The sequence below is a fragment of the Mesorhizobium sp. ZC-5 genome (assembly GCF_025753855.1).
In the GTDB taxonomy this organism is placed as follows: domain Bacteria; phylum Pseudomonadota; class Alphaproteobacteria; order Rhizobiales; family Rhizobiaceae; genus Neomesorhizobium.
Map to the genome: position 1 here is coordinate 103,850 of NZ_JAOWPT010000013.1, position 14,961 is coordinate 118,810.

16 protein-coding genes are annotated in these 14,961 nt (G+C 63.3%); 8 read left to right on the forward strand and 8 right to left on the reverse strand.

Features of this window, described 5'->3' with window-relative positions; genetic code table 11:
- Positions 1 to 51 precede the first annotated feature (51 nt).
- Positions 52 to 954, reverse strand: coding sequence for a polyphosphate kinase 2 (ppk2, locus tag OHD58_RS25400; RefSeq protein WP_263806465.1), 903 nt, complete (start codon positions 952 to 954; stop codon positions 52 to 54).
- 103 nt (positions 955 to 1,057) lie between these two features.
- Between ppk2 and OHD58_RS25405 the strand changes: the two genes are divergently transcribed.
- Positions 1,058 to 2,356: a sensor histidine kinase gene (locus tag OHD58_RS25405; protein ID WP_412177292.1), complete on the forward strand. Its 1,299-nt coding sequence runs from the start codon at positions 1,058 to 1,060 to the stop codon at positions 2,354 to 2,356.
- On the opposite strand, the gene OHD58_RS25410 is transcribed toward OHD58_RS25405, so the two are convergent.
- The 4 genes from OHD58_RS25410 to OHD58_RS25425 all read right to left on the reverse strand — a co-directional run bounded on the left by OHD58_RS25410 (position 2,346) and on the right by OHD58_RS25425 (position 4,875).
- The gene (locus tag OHD58_RS25410; protein WP_263806467.1) at positions 2,346 to 3,080 is read right to left on the reverse strand and encodes an NAD(P)H-binding protein; all 735 of its coding nucleotides are present in this window, start codon (positions 3,078 to 3,080) and stop codon (positions 2,346 to 2,348) included. The genes OHD58_RS25405 and OHD58_RS25410 overlap by 11 nt on opposite strands.
- A gap of 10 nt (positions 3,081 to 3,090) precedes the next feature.
- Complete coding sequence (locus tag OHD58_RS25415) at positions 3,091 to 3,675, reverse strand: TetR/AcrR family transcriptional regulator (protein WP_263806468.1); 585 nt, start codon at positions 3,673 to 3,675, stop codon at positions 3,091 to 3,093.
- A gap of 72 nt (positions 3,676 to 3,747) precedes the next feature.
- The gene (locus OHD58_RS25420; protein ID WP_263806469.1) at positions 3,748 to 4,116 is read right to left on the reverse strand and encodes an Atu4866 domain-containing protein; all 369 of its coding nucleotides are present in this window, start codon (positions 4,114 to 4,116) and stop codon (positions 3,748 to 3,750) included.
- A 24-nt stretch (positions 4,117 to 4,140) separates the two neighbouring features.
- A complete protein-coding gene (locus tag OHD58_RS25425) occupies positions 4,141 to 4,875 on the reverse strand; it encodes an SDR family oxidoreductase (protein WP_263806470.1) in 735 nt (244 codons plus the stop codon).
- A 178-nt stretch (positions 4,876 to 5,053) separates the two neighbouring features.
- Here OHD58_RS25425 and OHD58_RS25430 point away from each other — a divergent pair, with 178 nt between their 5' ends.
- Entirely contained in the window at positions 5,054 to 5,956 is a 903-nt protein-coding gene (locus OHD58_RS25430) for an AraC family transcriptional regulator (protein ID WP_263806472.1), read from the forward strand.
- A 28-nt stretch (positions 5,957 to 5,984) separates the two neighbouring features.
- Here OHD58_RS25430 and OHD58_RS25435 read toward each other — a convergent pair whose 3' ends face one another.
- Positions 5,985 to 7,046 carry a LacI family DNA-binding transcriptional regulator gene (locus OHD58_RS25435; RefSeq protein WP_263806473.1) on the reverse strand — a complete coding sequence of 354 codons (1,062 nt, stop codon included), beginning with the start codon at positions 7,044 to 7,046 and terminating at the stop codon, positions 5,985 to 5,987.
- Between the two features lie 207 nt (positions 7,047 to 7,253).
- Between OHD58_RS25435 and OHD58_RS25440 the strand changes: the two genes are divergently transcribed.
- Entirely contained in the window at positions 7,254 to 7,478 is a 225-nt protein-coding gene (locus OHD58_RS25440; RefSeq protein ID WP_263806474.1) for a hypothetical protein, read from the forward strand.
- 43 nt (positions 7,479 to 7,521) lie between these two features.
- Here OHD58_RS25440 and OHD58_RS25445 read toward each other — a convergent pair whose 3' ends face one another.
- Entirely contained in the window at positions 7,522 to 8,871 is a 1,350-nt protein-coding gene (locus OHD58_RS25445; RefSeq protein ID WP_263806475.1) for a lactonase family protein, read from the reverse strand.
- 120 nt (positions 8,872 to 8,991) lie between these two features.
- On the opposite strand from OHD58_RS25445, the gene OHD58_RS25450 reads away from it, so the two are divergent.
- The 3 genes from OHD58_RS25450 (at position 8,992) to OHD58_RS25460 (ending at position 11,824) form a co-directional block, all read left to right on the forward strand.
- The gene (locus tag OHD58_RS25450; RefSeq protein ID WP_263806476.1) at positions 8,992 to 9,876 is read left to right on the forward strand and encodes a LysR family transcriptional regulator; all 885 of its coding nucleotides are present in this window, start codon (positions 8,992 to 8,994) and stop codon (positions 9,874 to 9,876) included.
- A 131-nt stretch (positions 9,877 to 10,007) separates the two neighbouring features.
- The gene (phoU, locus tag OHD58_RS25455; RefSeq protein ID WP_263806478.1) at positions 10,008 to 10,730 is read left to right on the forward strand and encodes a phosphate signaling complex protein PhoU; all 723 of its coding nucleotides are present in this window, start codon (positions 10,008 to 10,010) and stop codon (positions 10,728 to 10,730) included.
- A gap of 83 nt (positions 10,731 to 10,813) precedes the next feature.
- Entirely contained in the window at positions 10,814 to 11,824 is a 1,011-nt protein-coding gene (locus OHD58_RS25460) for a magnesium and cobalt transport protein CorA (RefSeq protein WP_263806480.1), read from the forward strand.
- A gap of 44 nt (positions 11,825 to 11,868) precedes the next feature.
- Here the strand turns inward: OHD58_RS25460 and OHD58_RS25465 are convergent, their stop codons facing one another.
- On the reverse strand, positions 11,869 to 12,387 hold the full coding sequence (locus OHD58_RS25465) for a GcrA family cell cycle regulator (RefSeq protein ID WP_263806482.1): 519 nt from the start codon (positions 12,385 to 12,387) through the stop codon (positions 11,869 to 11,871).
- A 401-nt stretch (positions 12,388 to 12,788) separates the two neighbouring features.
- Here OHD58_RS25465 and OHD58_RS25470 point away from each other — a divergent pair, with 401 nt between their 5' ends.
- Both OHD58_RS25470 and argF read left to right on the forward strand, forming a co-directional pair.
- Positions 12,789 to 13,997, forward strand: coding sequence for an aspartate aminotransferase family protein (locus OHD58_RS25470; protein ID WP_263806483.1), 1,209 nt, complete (start codon positions 12,789 to 12,791; stop codon positions 13,995 to 13,997).
- Positions 13,994 to 14,914: an ornithine carbamoyltransferase gene (gene argF, locus OHD58_RS25475; RefSeq protein WP_263806484.1), complete on the forward strand. Its 921-nt coding sequence runs from the start codon at positions 13,994 to 13,996 to the stop codon at positions 14,912 to 14,914. Before OHD58_RS25470 ends, argF begins: the two co-directional genes overlap by 4 nt.
- Positions 14,915 to 14,961: the final 47 nt, after the last annotated feature.

Genomic DNA, 14,961 nt, shown 5'->3' on the forward strand with positions numbered 1-14,961 from the left:
GTCAATCGATGGTTGCGCAGGTGCCGCTTCCGCTTTCGGGCGGAAGCGGGCTCACAGGTTCAGGAATTCCGGCCCTTCGCCGATGATCTTCGGATCGGCGGTGCCGATCACCTTGGCGTCACGCTTGTCATATGGGATCTTCGACAGGATACGCCGGATCAGTTCGATCCTGGCGCGGCGCTTGTCGTTGGCACGGATGATGATCCACGGCGCGTGGTCGCTGTGCGTATGTTCCAGCATCTCGTCGCGGCGCTTGGTGTAATCGTCCCATTTGTTCATGCCGGCGATGTCGATGGGCGAGAACTTCCAGTTCTTCAGCAGGCTGTGGCGCCGGTCGTGGAACCGCTTCAGCTGCATCTCCTGGCCGATGTCGAGCCAGAACTTGAAGAAATGGATACCGTCATTGACGATCATGCGCTCGAAATGCTCGGCCTCCATCAGGAAGCGCGCATTCTGCTCGGGTGTGCAGAAGCCCATCACCGGCTCGACACCGGCGCGGTTGTACCAGGAACGGTCGAAGGTGACGAACTCGCCCGACGTCGGGAACTGCGCCACGTAGCGCTGGAAATACCATTGCCCGGCCTCGGCCGGGGACGGTTTGGGCAATGCGACATTGCGCGCGTTCCTGGGGTTCATGTATGCGCGCGTCGCGTCGATCGCGCCACCCTTGCCGGCGGCGTCGCGTCCTTCGAAAAGCACCAGCACGCGTTCGCCGGTCGCCTGCTGCCAGGCCTGCAGCTTGACCAGCTCGATCTGCAGCTTTTCCAGCGTCTCGTCATATTCGTCGCGGTCGAGCTTCTTCTCGTAGGGATAGCCGCCCGAGGACAGCGCGTTCTTGTCGACCCAGTCCGGCAGTTTCGGATTGTCGATGTCGAAGATCCGTTCCTTCTTGCCGATCCTGACCGTGACCACTGACGAACCGGCCGCGCCGCCGGCGCCTTTTTCATTTTTCATCGCCACATGCCTTTCATGAAGGATGCGACATGCTATTGGGTGGCCCTGACCCGGTCCAGCCGGAATTGCGGACAGGGTTATCACTGGCAGGCGGCGGGAATTGCTGATGGACGAGGAAGCCAGGAACGGTCATCCAAGGCGGGCGACAACCGTCGTCTTCGAACGGCTGTTCGAGGCCCGCTGGACGCTGGTTGCCGCAGCGAGTGTCGTCTGTGCCCTGCATCTCGCCACACGCCCGCCACTGTGGATGAGCGTGCTTGCGCTGGCCGTCATCATTGCAGTCGCAGCCCTTGCGCCGCGCCGCACCATCAGCCAGCGCCGCGCCGACCATGCCGTGGGCTCGGGCGCGCCGGCGCTCGATAACCTGCCGGTTGCCGACCTCGCTGCAGCGGTTCCCGATCCGCTCTTCGTCTTCGACGAGAACGGTCTTGTCGTCCATGCCAACGCCGCCGCGGCGGTGTCGTTCGGCAGTATCGGGCAGGGCATGATCCTGCAGATGAAATTCCGTGCGCCGGAAATGCAGGAACTGATCCGCGGGGTTCTTGCCAGCGGCATGCCGGGCGCCATCGACTATGCCGAGCGCGTGCCCGTCGAGCGGGTCTTCCGCGTGGTTGCGACACCGGTCGGCAGCGACATCGGCCTGTTCGTGCTCATTTTCAGGGATCAGAGCGAAGCACGCCGCATCGATCGCATGCGTGCCGACTTCATCGCCAATGCGAGCCACGAACTGCGCACGCCGCTGGCGTCGATCGCCGGCTTCATCGAGACGCTGCGCGGTCCGGCCAAGAATGATGCCGTCGCGCGCGAAAACTTCCTGCAGATCATGCAGAAGCAGACCGGGCGGATGGCGCGGCTCATCGACGATCTCCTGTCGCTTTCGCGGCTGGAGATGAAACCGTATCTCGGCCCCGGCAGCAGGGTCGATGTGCGCGAGACGGTGGAAGGCGTCATCGACTCGCTCAACCCGCTGGCTAGGGAGTTCGGCGTCGCCATCGTCAAGGAAATGCCTGCATCGCCGGTCGAGATACCCGGCAATCGGGACGAGCTTTTCCAGGTGTTCGAGAACCTGCTCGAAAACGCCTGCAAATACGGCCAGTCGGGCGGCAAGGTCGTCGTGTCGATCGAAGAATCGAATGCCGGGCCACAGCCTGAAGTCACGGTGTCGTTCAGGGATTTCGGTCCCGGCATCGCCGAGGAGCATATTCCCCGCGTTACCGAACGTTTTTACCGCGTCGATGTCGACACCAGCCGCGCCCAGAAGGGTACCGGCCTCGGCCTTGCCATCGTCAAGCATATCCTGACCCGCCACAATGCGCGGCTTTCCATCAAGTCCAAGGTGGGCGAGGGCGCCACTTTCACGGTTCACCTGCCGGCGGGAAAGACAGACGCAGTCAGCCGTTGAGGGTGCCGGCTGCTTCCGCGTCCGGTTTCAGACCGTCCAGGAGCTGGTCCCAGTTCTCGCGCTGGTGGCCCTTGCCCCAGATGATTTCGAACGTCGCGCGGGAGGCGTTCGGGTGGTGCAATGCCGCCGCGAAGGCTTCGGCGACATCGGCGCGGCCGGTTCGTCGATTGAGTGAAAGCGGAAGCGCTCCCTGACTTACGTCTATCTGTCTCTGATTGGCCGGGGCGTTGGACAGGAAACCGACGCGGATGATGGTGTAGTCGACGCCGCTCGCCCGGATTTCTTCTTCGGCGCGTCGCCGCCAGACGAGCGTATTTCTCTTCAGCAGGTTGATCAGCATTGCACCCAGCGATGGCGTCGTGATGCCGATCGAGTTCATGTAGAGAAATCGGCCCTTGAAGCGCTTTAGTTGCGCGGCGGCGAGAGTGTTCAGCACGCCCTCGTAATCTGTTGCCTTGACCAGGCTTTCCGGCGCGTAGCGGCCACTGCGGGCGCCTGCGGTGAAGACGATTTGGTCGACATTGTCGACCGCAGCAGTGAGCGTTTCGGGCCTGGTGATGTCGCCGGCGATCACCTCGATCGCCGGATCCAGACGTGTCGCGGCAGCAACCGGATCGCGGGCAAGAACACGAACGCGCTGTCCGCGTTTAAGTAGCAATTGCGCGATCAGCAGACCGGTGCCTCTGGTACCGCCAACGACCAGCACGCGATCGTTCGTGGCCATTGCATGCCTCCTACGGTTTCGCCCCCAGTGATTGCCTCAACATCCGGCGCATCGCTGCCAGTGCCCGCTGTCGATCCTGACCTTCCGCCACGGCGTCGGCTGTTTCATGAATGACGGCAAAGAGCAGCCGAGCCGTCGGTTCGGGATCGACGGCGGCGAATGTTTCCGCCCGCTGACCCGCACGGATGAGGCCAGTCAGCCGGTTGACTGGGTGATCGGCCGCTGGAATTGCGCGCCGCTGGGCAAAATCGCTGTGGAAGATGGCATCGTGCATGCCGCCCATTTCGACGGTGGCGTCGACGAACGCGACGGCCAACTCCTCGAGCAACACCGACCAGTCAACCGCAACGTTGGCGGTGTCCGGCATCGGATGAGCCCGGTCGAAAGCTTCGAAAATGCGCTGCCGTATCGTGTCGAGGAGGTCATCCCAGGTGGGGAAGTAGAGATAGAAGGTGCCTTTGGCGGCACCGGCCCCACGCACGACATCCTCGACGCGGACATCCGCGCCGCGCTCAATCAGCAGCCGCTCGGCGGCCTCGATGATTTCCTGTCGCCTGGCATGGGGCTCCAGACGTCGGCGTTTTGGAAACGACATGATGACTCTACTGACCAGGAGTCAGTATCTAATGACTGCCGGTCAGTGTCAAGTCCGGAGCGGATCGGGGGCCTATTTCCGCTCCCGATAAAAGACCATGCCGCCATGGTGGAGAACATCGTCGATGAACTCTCCATCCGCGGTGAAGCCGGTGTCGTCCCAGTACTCGATGCGGGTGCCGGTGACCTCGTAGCGTCCCTGGTAGGCGCTTTTTCGGCTGCCTCGGGCTTCGTCGTACCGTCCGTCCGGCAGAAGCTCCTGCCGGACGTGACCGTCGGCCGTCACCCACATGCCGATATAGGGGTGGTGGTGCACGTTCTGCTCCATCGTGGCGGCGGGCTGTCTCGGTTGCGATCTCGCTTCGCCGATTCCGGCTGCAAGGGAGATCGCCGCAGCGGCGGCGGCCGCGCAGGCAAGGTTTCGGCTCTCGGAGTATCTCATCGGTAAATCTCCTGGTTTCCGGGTTCAGTGCGGGCTGGCTGTCGGGCGGACGATCATCTCGCTGACGTCGACATCCTGCGGCTGCTCGATGGCGAAACGCACCGCGCGGGCAATCGCCGCCGGCTCGATGGCTGTCTTGCGGAAGTCGCGCATCGCCGCGCGGGCGGTGTCGTCCGAGATCGTCTCGGCCAGTTCCGAGGTGACGACGCCGGGCGAGATGACGGTGACGCGCAGACGGTCGGTCTCCTGGCGCAGCCCGTCGGAGATTGCCCATACCGCGTATTTGGTCGCGCAATAGACCGCGGCCGTCGGGGAAACATGATGGGCGCCGATCGACGCGATGTTTATGACGTGGCCCGAACCCTGCTCTTCCATGATTGGCAGGACCGCCGCGATGCCGTGCAGGACGCCGCGGATATTGACGTCGATCATCTGGTCCCACTCGTCGACCTTGAGCGCGTTCAACGGCGACAGCGGCATGACGCCGGCATTGTTGACGATGGCGTCGATGCGACCGAATTCGCTGCGTGCGCTGTCGGCAAACGCGGCGACCGCATCCCGCGATGTGACGTCGAGGGTAGCGATGCGCACGGTGCCGCCCATGGCCGTGATCTCATCGGCCAGACGCTCGAGCCGGCCGGTGCGCCGTGCGCCGGCGATGACGATGGCGCCGGCCATTGCGAGTTCCCGGGCAATCGCCTCGCCGATGCCGCTGCTGGCGCCGGTGACGAGCACGACCTTGTTTTCTATGACTGACATTTCCGTCTCCGTGGTTTGGAAATTGCTGACGGGACGGAAGCTACCGGTTCTGGAGGATCGGGCAGTAGACCGATCATACGCGAAGATTGCCTATTCCTCCAGAATACTGTCGCATGGATTGGCGTCAGCCTTGCCATGAACCGCTGCCCATGGAATGAAAGTCGGAGAGGTGAAAGCGATGGACAATATGCGATTGCTGGCGGCCCTTGCGGCGCGGAACGCCCGGGAAGATGGCGTGCACGAGACTGCGGTTCCGGGACTTGCGCTCATCCGGCAAAGCCAGCTCACGGAGCCGCTGCATATCCTGCACCATCCCGCGGTCTGCATTATCGCGCAAGGTGCGAAGCAGGTGATGCTGGCCGACCTGGTCTATTCCTACGACCCGGCGAAGTATCTCGTCGTGTCGGTCGACCTGCCGATTTCCGGGCTGGTGACGAAGGCTTCTCCCGATTTTCCGTATCTCTGCGTGCGTATCGACCTCGATCCCGGGGTGCTCACCTCTGTGCTGACGGAGAAGGGCGCTGCGGTGGTCGCCAAGGGAAGCGTCGAGCGCGGACTTTTTGTCAGCGATGTCGCGCCGGAATTGATCGACGCGGTGATCCGCATGCTGCGCCTGCTCGATGAACCGGACCATATTCCGTTTCTTGCGCCGCTGGTGCAGCGGGAGATCTATTACCGGCTTCTCGACGGCGCCCAGAGCGGCGCCGTTCGGCACATCGCCACCGCCGAAAGCAAGATTTATCAGGTCGGGCGCGCAATCGCGTGGATCAAGGACCACTACGCGCAGCCCTTCAGCATCGAGGTGGTGGCCGCGCAGGCCCGTATGAGCCCGTCCGCGTTCCACCACTACTTCAAGGAAGTGACCGCGATGAGCCCGCTTCAGTACCAGAAGCAGATAAGGCTGCAGGAAGCGCGCCGCCTGATGGTCGGACAAGCCTTCGACGCGGCGGCGGCGGGCTACAAGGTCGGATATGAAAGCCCTTCGCAATTCACCCGCGAGTACCGGCGGCTGTTCGGCGCGCCGCCGGTGCGGGACGTGACCAGATTGCGCGAGGAGGGGCTCGAACTCGCGACGGGGTAATCGCCTCGGTGGTAGGCTTGCCTGTTGCCTAAAAAACCCTGGGTGGCGCGGTCGTTCCGCGCACTACGAGTTTCAGGTCGAGCATCTGGCGGTGCGCAGGGCCGCTTTCTTCAAGGATCGCCTGCACGGCGCGGCGTCCGATCTCGGCGATGGGTTGCTCGACGGTCGTCAGCGGCGGTCTGGAGAGTGCAGCTTCCGGGACGCCGTCGAAACCGGCCACCGAAACGTCCTGCGGCACCCGCAAGCCGCGTTCGCGCAACCATTCCAGCGCATCGAGCGCGATACGGTCCGACATTGCGAGAATCGCGGTTGGCGGAGCATCGCGTCCGAACAGGTACTCCAGCCCCGGACGGATCGTCTGCGTGTCATTCTGGGTTTCGAAGATGGGAACGTCCGCAGGGTCGATGCCGAAATCCGAAAGCCCCTCGATATAGCCGTAAATGCGGTCGCTCGAGGTGGAATAGACGGCACTGCGTACTTCATTCATGGAAGCCGGCCCGAACCGGTCGTCGACAAACGGCAGCGACAGGATCGCCACGCGGCGATGGCCCAGCTCGGCCAGATGCCGCGCCACCATTCCTGCGCCGAGCTTGTTATCGACACCGATCGCGGGGATGGATTCGTCTTCAAATCCCAGGGCCAGCGCGATGAACGGCAGCTTGCGTTCACGCGTCAGGTCGACGAGGCGGCTGTCGCCTTCGAGGCAGAACAGGATGAAGCCGTCGACGATCGCGCTGTTGATGTTCCAGACGAGTTCGTCGCCGCTTTGCGCCGATACCAGCGAAATGCCGGCGCCGCCGGCGTCGCAGGCTTCGGTAATGCCGGACATCAGAACGCGGGCATAAGGATCGTCGAAGAAATAGGAAAGAGGCTCGGCTGTCACCACGCCGATGGCATTGACCTTGCCGGCCCTGAGCAGCCGTCCTTTCGGATCGGGGCCATTGTAGCCCATCTCCCTTGCCTTTGCCTTGACGCGATCGCGCACCTCCTCGCGGACGAGATGCGGGCGGCTGAAGACATTCGAGGCGGTGCCTTGCGAGACACCCGCCGCCTTGGCGATATCGGCCAGTCTGATGGGTTTTTCCGACACGTATGTCTCGCAATCAGCCTCACTTGAGTCTGTCTGTAGCACCTTGCTTGTATCGGTTCAATTTTTGCTTGACCTCCAGCCCCGATAGTATAGGATTGTATCGGTTCAAGTCGGTGCTTAATTCCGAGCTTGAATCGATTCATTATAGCCAACAATGCTGAAACCATATCGACAGCGCGCGAACCCGCGGACTGAAAGGAGAACGTCATGCTTGATATGACCGTACTGATCAGCGAGCTACTCAAATTCGACCGGCGTAAACGCAAGGATCCACTGGCCGACCCGCTCGAGGGAGCGGAGTGGCAGGGTATGCTGTGGACGCTCCGGCTCTATGACAACACTCGCGGTGAAGGCCGGGGTCAGGTGGAAAAGCCGGATCGCAGCACAGGATCCGTCGACCAGCGCCGGGCGCAATGTTCAGTCGCCCGGTGAATTCGGCCAATGGCCAGGGCAGCGTCAGGCTGCCGATACGTGCTCATTCGGCGATATCGACATGATGCACGCCATGCGGCATCGGCAGCCGGCCGACGCGTTCGAGCCTAGGCCGTTCTCCTTGCACCACCCGAAAGACCTCGAGGCCGGCTCCGGCTTTCGCGCCGGTTCCCGCATGTCCCTGGAATATGGTTGCAAGGAAGTGGCTGCCCGTCAGGTCGAATGCGCCACCTTCCGGCAGGGCGCCCTCGAAGGCATAATCGCCGGCTTTTTCGAGCCTGCCGGTTGCCGGGTCGAAGCTCAGCAGCGTGACCGATCCTTCGCGCCGGAATCGGCCGCTCTCCTGCGGCAGCGCCGTGCCCCGCATGTTCACCGTGGCGACAAGCCGGCCATTGGGACTGACGGCGAGGCCTTCCGAGGAAAGATCGGTCTCGGCGCCGCCGATCCGTTCGTGTCGCGCATCGGGAGCGTCCTGGTCGCCGAGCCGCACCACACTGATAGATGAAGGTTTTTGCGGAATGCGCCCGGCCAGCGTCGTCGCGCCGAAATCGCGGCCCCAGTCGGATGTGAGGTAATAGCTTCCGTCCGGCGTGAAACGGCCGACGAACGGATCGGCGCCAACCGTGACGATGTTGCCCCACGGGCGCAACGAGATCGCGTCGCCCATTCCCGAAATCTCGAAAAACGCCACCCGGTTCTGCGTGTTGATGTTGACCGCGATGAAGCGGCCGGACGGATGCCATTGCACGTTCGTCGCCGTCACGCCGCCGCGCGGTGCCTCCGCCTGGCCGGTCACGCCAAGTTCGGCAAGATCGAAGCTGGCGGTGCCGCCGAATCGGCCACCCGAGTAAGGCACGATCTGTACGATACTGGCGTCGGGCGTATTGGAGACGACCGCCGCGCGCTGTCCATCCGGACTGACGGCCAGGCCTTCGGGGAATGATGCGATTTCCGCCGTATCCGCCAGCTGCGGACTGGCCTTGTCGCTGAGGTCGACGGCAAACAGGCGGTTGCCGGGCGGCAGGTCGCGCACCGTCTCGGCTGTCGGCGACCGCTGCCCCAGCCGTTCGGTAACGAAAGCCGTGCTGCCGTCCGGGGTCAGTACAAGAATTTCGGGAGCCGCAGTGACCGAATTCGAGACGGGCAGCGAACCGATGGTGATCTTTTCGCCGTTCAGGGAAAGGACGGTCAGCACGTCCTGATGGCCCGCTTCGCGCGGTGCAAGGCGGCTGTCGGCGTAGCTTTCGGCGACGAAGTCGCCATCCGAGATCACCGCGATCGTGCCGGCCGAAAGCTCGCTTACGAAACCGGGCAGTTCGGCCGCCCGTGCTGTTATGCAGAGCATGGCGGTCAGGGCGACGCTGGATGTCCAGATTCGAGATTTCGTTGTCATGGTCTTCGCTCCGTTGATGTGCGCGGAGATCGCGCTTGTCGGAGCCAAGAATCCATGCATTTTTGATTGGCGTCCAATTTCAATATTGGACGCTGTGATAATCAAATTGGATCAGGTCGCTTGGATATCCGTTCCCTCGATTGTTTCATCGTGGTTGCCGAGGAGCTGCATTTTCGCCGCGCCGCGCAGCGGCTGAACCTGACGCAGCCGGCGCTGAGCCAGCGCATCCGCGTCCTGGAAGACGAGGTCGGCACGCCGCTCTTCGAACGCGACCGCAGGCATGTGGCACTGACGCCTGCGGGCGCGGCGTTCCTCGGTCCGGCGCGTTCCGCCGTCGCCGGGGCGAGCCTTGCGAAGGCACAAGCCTTGCGCGCGCTGCACGGCGAGGTCGGCAGGCTGCGGCTTGGGTTTACGGTCATTGCCTTCTACGGCCTGTTGCCGGAAGCGCTCCGGGTGTTTCGCGCGCGTTATCCCGACGTCACAGTCGAACTGGCCGAGATGAACTCACCGTTGCTGGAGGCCGCGCTCGACGGCGGCAGGCTCGATCTTGGAGTGTTGCACCCGCCGCTGTCGACGCCATCGCTTGAAGTGCGGCCGCTGCCGGACGAGAAGCTGGTCCTGGCATTGCCGGCGGCGCACCCGCTTGCCCGCGCGGTGACGGTGATGACGTCCGACCTTGAGGGCGAACCTATGCTTATCGCGCCGAGAACCGTTGGACCAAGCATCTACGATCGCATGATCGCGTTCTTCCGCAATCAGGGGTTCAGCCCCGACATCGTGCAGGAGGCGACGCCGATGACGACGCTTGCCGGGCTCGTGGCGGCGGGTGTCGGCGTGGGATTTGTCACCGAAGGCATCGCCACCGCCGTCCGGCCGGGGCTGGTCTTCCGGCCGGTTGAGCCCGAGCCGCCAAAATTGCCGCTGGCCGCAGCCTGGCGCGGGCCGGCTCTCTCGAAGAGCGGTGAGCTCTTCCTGGAGGTCGTCGCGGAACTTGCCGGCAAATGAATTGTTTTCCCGCAATCCACCGGCACAGTCTGGTTATTCCGAGCCGGTTTCTTTTTTCCGTCATCCGGCTAGCTTATGGAGTGATGAACGGCAGCGTCCCGTCTGCCGGTCAGGAGGAATGAAAGACCGCAATGCAATCGCAGCACATCGTCCGCTCCTTCGACGAGGATCTGAAGTACCTCGCCAACCGTATCGCCGGCATGGGTGGCCACGCCGAACGCATGGTCGACCAGGCCGTGTCGGCCCTCGTCAATTCCGATGCTGGCCTCGCGCGCAAGGTAATCGACGACGATCTGTTCCTGGATGAAGGCCAGCGCGAGATCGACGACAAGGCGATCGTCTTCATCGCCAAGCGCCAGCCGATGGCCGACGATCTGCGCGAGGTCATCGGCGCCATCCGCATTTCCGCCGACCTCGAACGCGTCGGTGATCTCGGCAAGAACATCGCCAAGCGTGTCGTCGCCGTCAGCGACGCCCGCCATCCGTTCAGCCTGTTTCGCGGCCTGCAGGCACTGACCGAACTGGCGCTGACGCAGCTCAAGGACGTGCTCGACGCCTATGCCTCGCGCTCGGTCGAGCGCCTCGGCTTCGTGCGCGACCGCGACGACCAGATCGACGCCATGTACACGTCGCTGTTTCGCGAACTCCTGACCTACATGATGGAAGACCCGCGCAACATCACCGCCTGCACGCATCTCCTGTTCTGCGCCAAGAACATCGAACGCATCGGCGACCATGCCACCAACATCGCCGAGACGGTGTATTACGTCGTCACAGGGGACCAGATGCCGCCCGACCGGCCCAAGGAAGACAAGAGCCACCGGGTGGTGCTGCCGACCGAAACCGCCAACTGATTGCTGCGGGCTCGAATGGCCCGCCGGAATGCGCTAGTGTGGGTCCGGTTCCGGGTCGAAGGCACCGTCTTCGGGAGGCTGCAATGGAACTTGCGCGCGACATCAAGGCATCCGGAGAAGCCGAGGCCGGCATCGTCGCGTCCAGCGTCTACGCCGCCGGGCATCGCGTCGCCGACATTCCTATCGAGGAGGCTGGCGCGTGGTCGGCGAAGGAAGGGCATTTCGTCTGGATCGGGCTGCTCGAACCCGACCGCGAACTTCTCCTGCGCGTCCAGCGGCAGTTTCACCTGCATGATCTCGCCATCGAGGATGCCGAACATCCGCATCAGCGGCCGAAGCTCGAGCAATATGGCGACGCGCTGTTCATCGTGGCCCGCACCGCACAGTTGTTCGAGGGCCGCGTCACATTCGGAGAGACCCATCTCTTCGTCGGCGCCGGCTATATCGTCAGCGTCCGCCACGGTCCTTCGACGTCCTACACATCGGTGCGCCAGCATTGGGAAAGCTGCCCCTCGGCGCTGTCGAAAGGCGAGGATTTCATCCTCTACGCCATCCTCGATTTCATCGTCGACAACTACATGCCGGTGCTTGAGCAGATCGAGGCCGAGGTCGACGCCATTGAGGACCGGGTTCTGGTCAAGCCGATGACGACGGCCGACATCGAGCGGCTCTACATGCTGCGCCGCGATCTTCTGCGCTTGCGCAACGCCGCAGGTCCGCTGGTCGAAGTCTGCCGCCGGCTGACCAGCGCCGAACTGCCGCAGATCCGCGCCGCGATGCATCCACTGTTCCGCGACGTCACCGACCACATCCGCACCGTGCAGGAGAAGATCGACAATCTGCGCGAAGTCCTGGCATTTGCCTTCGAGGCGAGCCTGCTTGTCGGCCAGAGCCAGGAAACGGCAATCGCCAAGAAACTCGCCTCGTGGGCGGCCATCCTCGCCGTGCCGACAGCCGTTGCAGGCATTTACGGCATGAACTTCGAGGATATGCCCGAGCTGAAGATGGCGTTCGGCTACCAGACCGTGCTGATATTCATCATCGCGGCCTGTTCGTTCCTCTATTGGCGCTTCCGAAAAAACGGCTGGCTATGATGCCAGCCGGAGTTTCCCGTCCAGGGAGGATTTGACGGGGTAGGCTAGCGGTTGCGCCGGCGCTCCGAGGCCGGCTGGAATGCGATGCGCGAGTGATACGTGCAATATGGGCCGGTATCGGCGGAATCATTGCCGCAGAAGCTGAAATCCTCCGACAGCGGATCGCCGTTCGGCCATTTGCAGGTGCGCTCGCTGAGCTGCACCAGCTGCAGGCGGCGCGAGATCGGCACCACGACGTTTTCCACCGGCCGGATGTAGTGGCGGGCGACAGGCTCGGCATCGAACTGCGCCTGCAGGGCGTTGTTGCCCACCGAGACCGGCATCGAACGGACCGAGGTCGAACTGCGGGTGACAGTCTTGGTCCCGGTCGATCCTTGCGAGGTCTTCTTCTGCCGTGCCGGTGCAGCGGTCGCCCGGCCGCGGCTCGACAACTTGAGCCGGTGAACCTTACCGATGACCGCATTGCGGCTGACACCGCCGAGTTGCGCCGCGATCTGGCTTGCGCTCAGGCCCTCGGCCCAGAGTTTCCTGAGAAGTTCGACGCGTTCGTCATTCCAGTTCATGAGACCTTGCTCCTGATCTAGCGTGCGACGCCGGAATCCCTTCACGACCCGGCTCTAGCCGGGGCCGTACCACATATGCTCCTGTGATTAGGTCCGCCGCACGAAATCTAGTCTTTTGTTACCCTTAAACTACCTTATTGGCTGACTCCGTGACAAGAGTCCGCCTCGCGGCATGAATCGGTTTTTTCGGTTTTCAACAACTTGCCGTCGAAACCGGGCAAATATGTCGAAACCTGTCGTGGCGAATTAGCGTTGCACGACGTTTTCGTTGACTTCATGGCCAAAAAAACTGATATAACCTCGAAAGCCGCCGCTTGAGGCGGCTTTTTTGATTTTTGGCCGGCGAAGGGATCGGCGGTATGTCGCGCCGCGCGGTCCCTGCTTTTTTCCGGAGTTATATAATGAGCGGATCGGCGCTTTACGAGACCTTCGCGCGCGCGCCCCTGGCCTTCGACCGGGGCGAGGGCAGCTGGCTGATCACCGAGGACGGCAAGCGATATCTCGACTTCGCCGGCGGCATCGCTGTCAATTCGCTGGGCCACAGCCATCCGCATCTCGTTGCCGCCATCACAGAGCAGGCAGCGAAGCTGTGGCACGTCTCCAATCTTTACGAGATCCCGAACCAGCGCCGGCTCGGCGAGCGCCTTGCCGCCGCCACCTTCGCCGACAAGGTGTTCTTCACCAATTCGGGCGCCGAGGCGCTGGAATGCGCCATCAAGACGGCGCGCCGCTACCATTTCGTCAACGGCAATCCGGAGCGCTACCGCACCATCACCTTTGAAGGCGCTTTCCACGGCCGCACCCTGGCGACCATTGCCGCCGGCGGCCAGCAGAAATACCTCGAGGGCTTCGGCCCGAAGGTCGAAGGCTTCGACCAGGTCGCCTTCGACGATATCGATGCCGCCGAGAAGCTGATCGGACCGGAAACGGCGGCGATCCTGCTGGAGCCGGTGCAGGGCGAGGGTGGCATCCGCCAGTTTCCGACCGCGTCGTTGAAGCGCGTGCGCGAGCTTTGCGACAAGCATGGCCTGCTGCTGATCTTCGACGAGGTCCAGTGCGGTATCGGCCGTACGGGAAAACTCTTCGCCCATGAGTGGTCGGGCGTCACCCCGGATCTGATGGCGATCGCCAAGGGCATCGGCGGCGGCTTCCCGATGGGCGCCTGCCTGTCGACCGACGAAGCCGCGGTCGGCATGACCGCCGGCGTCCACGGCACGACGTTTGGCGGCAACCCGCTTGCGATGGCGGTTGGCAATGCCGTGCTCGATGTCGTTCTGGAAGATGGTTTCCTCGACGAGGTCAACCGCAAGGCACTGGTCATGAAACAGGGCCTCGCCGCAATCGCCGACGAATATCCGGACGTCATCGAGGATATACGCGGCATCGGCCTGATGCTCGGCCTCAAGTGCAAGCAGCTGAACAGCAAGGTCAACGGCGCGCTGCGGGAGCACGAACTGCTCGCTGTGCCGGCCGGCGACAACGTCATTCGGCTGCTGCCGCCGCTCAACGTGACCGACGAGGATATCCGGGTCGGGCTTGAGCGTGTCCGCGCCGGTGCTGCGAGCCTCTCGCAGCATGCTCCCGAAGCCGCGCGGAAGCAGAGCGCATGAGTGCGCCCCGGCATTTCACCGACCTCTCCGCAGTCCCGGCCGCCGAACTCCGTGGCATCCTTGACGATGCCGTCGCCCGCAAGGGCCGGCTGAAGGCGGGCGAGAGGAGCCGGCCGCTCGACGGCAAGGTGCTCGCGATGATTTTCGACAAGCCGTCGACGCGGACCCGGGTGTCATTCGACGTCGGCATGCGCCAGCTCGGTGGCGAAACCATCATGCTGACCGGCACCGAGATGCAGCTCGGCCGCTCGGAAACCATCGCCGACACGGCGAAGGTGCTGTCGCGCTACGTCGACGCCATCATGATCCGCACGACTTCGCACGACCGGCTGCTCGAGCTTACCGAGCACGCCACCGTGCCGGTCATCAACGGGCTCACCGACGATACCCATCCCTGCCAGCTGATGGCTGACGTGATGACCTATGAGGAGCATCGCGGCCCGGTGAAGGGCAAGACGTTTGCGTGGACCGGCGATGGCAACAATGTGCTGCATTCGCTGCTGGAAGCCTCGGCGCGCTTCAGTTTCAACCTGAACGTCGCGGTTCCCGAGGGCAGCGAGCCGGCCGAAAAGTTCATCGACTGGTCGAGGAAGAACGGCGGTGCCATCTCGTTCACCCGCTCCGCCGAAGAAGCGGTAACGGACGCGGACTGCATCGTCACCGACTGCTGGGTCTCGATGGGCCAGGAGCACCGCGCCCGCGGCCATAACGTCTTCCTGCCCTATCAGGTCAATTCGGCGCTGATGAAGCACGCCAAGCCGGACGCGCTATTCATGCACTGCCTGCCGGCGCATCGCGGCGAGGAAGTGACCGACGAGGTGATCGACGGGCCGCATTCGGTGGTGTTCGACGAAGCGGAAAACCGCTTGCACGCGCAGAAGGCCGTGCTTGCATGGTGTCTCGGCGCCCAGGTGTAGCGACAAGCCCGGAGGGGGATTGCGACAAGCGATCTCGCCCCGGCCGC